2 protein-coding genes are annotated in these 5456 nt (G+C 27.9%); both read right to left on the reverse strand.

Annotation, left to right across the window (positions count from 1 at the left end):
• The coding region (locus R5Z65_RS09380; protein ID WP_369124040.1) for an SNF2-related protein at positions 1-3828 on the reverse strand (3828 nt) is incomplete at its 3' end.
• 761 nt (positions 3829-4589) lie between these two features.
• On the reverse strand, positions 4590-5027 hold the full coding sequence (locus tag R5Z65_RS10280) for a TnpV protein (protein WP_369124039.1): 438 nt from the start codon (positions 5025-5027) through the stop codon (positions 4590-4592).
• Between the last annotated feature and the right edge of the window lie 429 nt (positions 5028-5456).

Here is a 5456-nt window from a genome sequence, read left to right on the forward strand (position 1 = left end):
AAGCCCTTTTATTTCTGCATAGTTAAGCACAACTTCGTCTATATCATCACAACTTCTAAGAGGTGATTTTTCTGTCATTACTTGTGAAATAAACTTTTGTTTGTTTTCTAAAATTTGATATAAATAACTGTCAAATGAACCTTCTGTAATGTAATTAAATATTTCTATTTGTGTATTTTCATTGCCTTGTCTTAAAATTCTTCCGTTTCGTTGGGTTAGTTGGTCTGGACGCCAAGGCACATCAGTATTATGCAAAGCATATAGCTTATCTTGTACATTTGTACCAACTCCCATTTTTTCTGTACTTCCTATAAGTACTCTTATTTCGCCAGTTCTAAGCTTTTCAAATAGTTTTTCCTTTTTCCCATCAGTATTCGCACTATGTATAAATGCAATTTCTTCCTCTAAAACACCATTTTCCATAAGTTCAACTTTAATAGCATCATAAAAATTAAATTCATTTGCCTTTGGTGTTCCACTATCACAAAAAACTAATTGTGTAAGCCTATTTTCTTTTGTATCGTGATAAATTTCTGCAACTTTTCTAGCACAAAGATTAAGTTTTGTATTTGGATTATAGCCTATATATTTATCTAAAATTCGTGGGTCTATTGCCAACAACTTTGCTTCTTGAGTTATCTTTAAAAAGTTATCTTCTTCTGCACTAACTTCTCCACTTCTTATACGTTCTGCTCTAAAAACAAGTTTATCTATAAGTATTTTTTGTTCTTCTGTAAGCTCTGCTTTTATTACCTGTATATTTCCTGTTTTTAGCTCTGGGCGTGGTAAATTTAGCGTTTCTGCTGTTTTAACATCTGCTATATTATTAAACATTTTCATAAGTTCTGGCAAGTTATGAAATTTTGATAATCTCATTTTCTTTTGGTATCCTGTACCTTCAGGCTTTATTTCGTCAGTTTCTTCTACAATTCCAAAAGTAGATACCCAGCTATCAAATTTATTTATATTTCTTTTAGCTAAATCATAGGGTTGTAAAGTATTTTGCAACACATAAAGTTCACTTATTGAGTTTGTTATCGGTGTTCCTGTTAAATATATTACTCCTTTGCCATTATTCAAATCACTTATGTACCTTGCCTTTAAATGTACGTCCATTGCTCTATTGCTAGAAGAAGTATTTATCCCAGCTACTCTTTGCATTTTTGTATAAACATAGTTGTTTTTATATCTGTGGCTTTCATCTATAACAAGTCCATCAACTCCCAGTTGCTCAAAGCTAATAAAATCATCTTTAACTTTTTCATTATATAGTTTTTCATATTTAGTGTTTAGGTTGTTTCTTGTTATTTCAAGTCTTTTTAAATTCCAGTCATTTCTGCCAACTCTTAAATTTGTCATTTCATCAATGCCTTTTGTAATCTCATCTATTTCATCTTCTATTTGTTTAAGCCTTGTTTCTTTTGAAATATTGATTTTTTCAAAACTTGAGTGGGACATAATTACTGCATCAAAATCATTTGTTGCTATTTTAGATATAAATTTTTGCCTATTTTCCTTTTTAAAATCTTCTTTTTCTGCAACTAAAATATTTGCATTTGGATAAAGCCTTAAAAACTCTTTTCCCCATTGTTTTGTTAAATGGTTAGGCACAACAATTAAAGGCTTTTTAAGTATTCCAAGCCTTTTTTGTTCATAAACTGATGCTATTGCACTAAATGTTTTACCAGCCCCAACTTCGTGTGCAATAAGCACATTTGAATTAGAATAAATTGCTCTTGCTATTACATTTTTTTGATAATCTCTAAGTGTTATATCCCTTGACATATTTGGAAGTTCAAGGTTACTTCCGTCATAATTTCTAGTTACATAATTATTAAATTTTTCATTGTAAATGTTAGTTAAATAATCAAGCCTTTTTTCATCTTTATATATAAAATTTGAAAAAGCAACCTTTATTTCTTCTTGTTTTGCCTTTGCAAGAATAGTTTCTTTAACATTTAAAACATATCTTTCTTTAATTTCACCTGTTATTAAATCTCTGTATTCTTCTTTATCGGAAACTTTAACTGCCTTTAAATTTAGTGTATTTTCAAGTATATTTAAGGCATTCATTCTTTTTGTACCATAAGTTTCATCAATTTTTATACCCCTTAAAGCATTTTTATTTTCAATATAGTATTCATTTACATATTCAGAATATTTTATATTTACATACTGTTTTTGAGAATTTGTAAGTTCTAAAATTTCGTCAACAAAATCTTTGTAAATTTCAGTAGGTATCCAAGTTGAGCCTAAAGTAAAGCCTATTTCACTAGATTTTAAAGGTACTGGTTGTACTTCTTCAAGTGCTTTTACATTTCTTTCAAACTGTGGTAAATCTTTTGCTTTTTCTCTTGCAATAGCTAATTTTTCTTTAACATAGCCTGTTAAATATTCATCTGCCGTTACATAACCACGATAAATATTTTGCTCATCATAAAGTGTTGGTTCTTGAAAAATTTTATTGCCTAGTTCTTTTACAATTTCATCTTTAGGCTTTTTATATAACTGTTCCATATATTCAATATCAACTCGCCCTAAATCGTTAAGGCAAACTTTTAAGCTATCTTCTGCATTTTCAATAGTTGGTGTTTTGTTTATTTTTATTGTAGGTTTAAAAAATATATCTGTTTTTTCAAACTTATTTGTGCCTTTTATTTCCTTTTCAATAGATAATAACAAAGGACTTCCTATATCTTTATTAAAAAGTTTTATATTATCTTTTTGGTTTATATATCCATATTTTAGTATGAAATCATCGTATACAAAATTTAAGTTCTCTATACGATTTTTTAATTCAGTATTATAATCTTTAATAGAATAATTTTTATAAACTTCTTCTACTGTTTGAAAATCTATAATTTCTCTTAAAGCTAAGTTTACATTTATTAAGCCTTTTAATCTATCAATATCTTTAGAGCCTATTTCTTGTTTTATTAATTCATTATTTTCTTTATAATAAATTTCATCATCTATAATTCCATAAGCAAAATTTCTAATATTGTTACTTTCTTTGAGATTTTCATTTTTAAAATAATTTATATTATTATCTTCTAAAAACTCATAAGGCTCATAATTACAATGTAAATTTTCTATTGCTTTATTTAAAAGTTCATCAAGGTTAGAGTTTTCAAAAGGCTTACAAGCCGTTAATTTTTCATCGCCATACATACTGGCATCAAATATCATTTCACCCAAAATCATTTTAGGATTTTCTATAAAATAGTTATTTATAGGTATTCCATTTTCATTTTTAGAAACATTTAGCCAACTTGCATTATTTTCAATTTCTAATAATTGTGTTTCTCTTTTTTGCAAAAATATAATATCCGATGTTACACTTGTATTTGCTACTTGCTTAAAAGCCGTATTAGGTAGCCTTATTGCTCCTATAAGTTCTGCTCTTTGATTTATATACCTTCTTACACTAGTGTCCATTTTATCAAGTGTGCCTTTTGTTGTAATAAAAGCAATAATTCCATTAGCTCTTACTTTATCTATCATTTTTGCTATAAAATAATCGTGTATTTTAAAGTTATGTTTATTATATTCATAGTCATTTATTTGCAAGTTGTTAAAAGGTATGTTAGATATAGCAACATCAAAAAACTCATTTGGATACCTTGTTTCTTCAAAACCATTTATTTCAATAGTTGCACTTGGATAAAGTTGCCTTGCTATTCTTCCTGTTAAGCTATCTAGCTCTATTCCAAAAAGGTTAGAATTTTGCATTTTAGTTGGTAAAACAGAATAAAAATTACCTGTTCCCATACTAGGGTCTAATATTCTTCCTTGTTCAAAACCAAAATTTTCAAGAGCTTTATACATAGCTTTTATTATTTTTTGTTCTGTATAAAAAGCAGTTGTTGTAGATTTACTAGCCGATTTAAACTCATCTTCTGTTAAAAGTTCTTTAAATTCTTTGTATTCTTCTTCAAAACCACTTTTATTAGGGGTTAAAACATTGGCAAGCCCACCAAAACCATTGTAACCAGCAAGTATTATTTGTTCTTCTTTTGTTGCTTGCCTGTTTTCTTGCTCTAATTCTTTTAAAAGTTTTATTATTTCAATATTTTTCTTAGCTCTTGTTTTTATACCACCGTCATAAAGGTTATGTTCTTCGCTATAAACATAATTTTCATAAGGCTTAGTTTCTTCAATTTCAAAATTTTCATCTATTTCATTATCATAATACTGACTTTCAAATATTTCTTCTATTTCATCATAATTTTCTATTTTTATCTCATTTTCAAGAATATTATTTTCTTTAGTTTTTTCTTCAACTTGACTTTTTAAAGCATTGTATATAGCTTCTAAACTTTCAACTCTAAATATTGGATAATTACTATTTGCAAGAGTTAAAGATACTTCATTAAAAATTTCATTAACTCTATAAATCAAATATTTATTATTTTCAAAGTCTATTTCTTTACCTACATAAGAATTAATATAATCTATAATATCATTATTAATTTTTTCTTCTAAATCTTCATTTTGTTCAATAGAAGATGATATTTCTTGATTAATATTTTCTTCAATAGAAAAAGAGCCTAAATCTTTATTAGGCTCTTGTGTTTCTTCTATATCATTTATACCACTTTCTCTATTATATCCTTGATTGTCATTTCTTCTGCCATTTGGTGTATCTGTGTTAGGTGGTTCGCTCTCTCTAGTGTCTTGTCTGACGGTGGCATTGGCTGTTTCTCCAACAACTCTTGTATCATTTTCTCCTTGTAATTCTCTGCCATTTCCTGTATCTCTAACATTCTCTTGTTCAGTTCTCCTGTCATCACTAGTGTTGTTATCTCGTGGCGTTTGTTCTCCAATAGATACTCTTTCCACATCATTCCATAAGGCACTTGGCTCGGCTCGACTTCCACTTCCTCCTCTAGTGCGAACATCGGATACCATAGTCCAGTTTCCTCGTCCTCGAAGTATTCTATTTCCCAACCTGTCGGTGTTGTTTCTGTCATCGTTCTGCCCTCTGCTAAGGCTTTCTTCATTGCTTCTTTCAATTTCTCGTCCATTTTGTAGCTCTCCTTTACGTTGTTTTTCTTTTTCAATTAACTTAACTTGTATAAATAATTCTTTTAATACATCTCTTGAAATATCTGTTACTAAACTTCCCATTTTTGAAAATATTTTTATATCTTTTATACTATCAATATTTAAGTCTTTTGGCAAGTCTATTTCATAATTACATTTTTTAAGTAACATATATTCTACTAAATACATAGCTACATCTGTTGCCTTTAACATTTCATCATTTGTTATATCAATATTTTCAAAATAACTTTCATATTTATCACTTATTTTAGTAGCTATATTTTCATATAGGTAAGCCTTTAAATTTTCATAATTTTTACCTAAACTTTTATTTAGATTTTTTAGTAAAAGTCCTTTATCTTCTTCTTTTATTTCCCATTTATAATTAATTACTCTTTTATAGCTTGAAT

The sequence above is a fragment of the uncultured Tyzzerella sp. genome, from assembly GCF_963558545.1.
Lineage (GTDB): Bacteria > Bacillota > Clostridia > Lachnospirales > CAG-274 > Tyzzerella.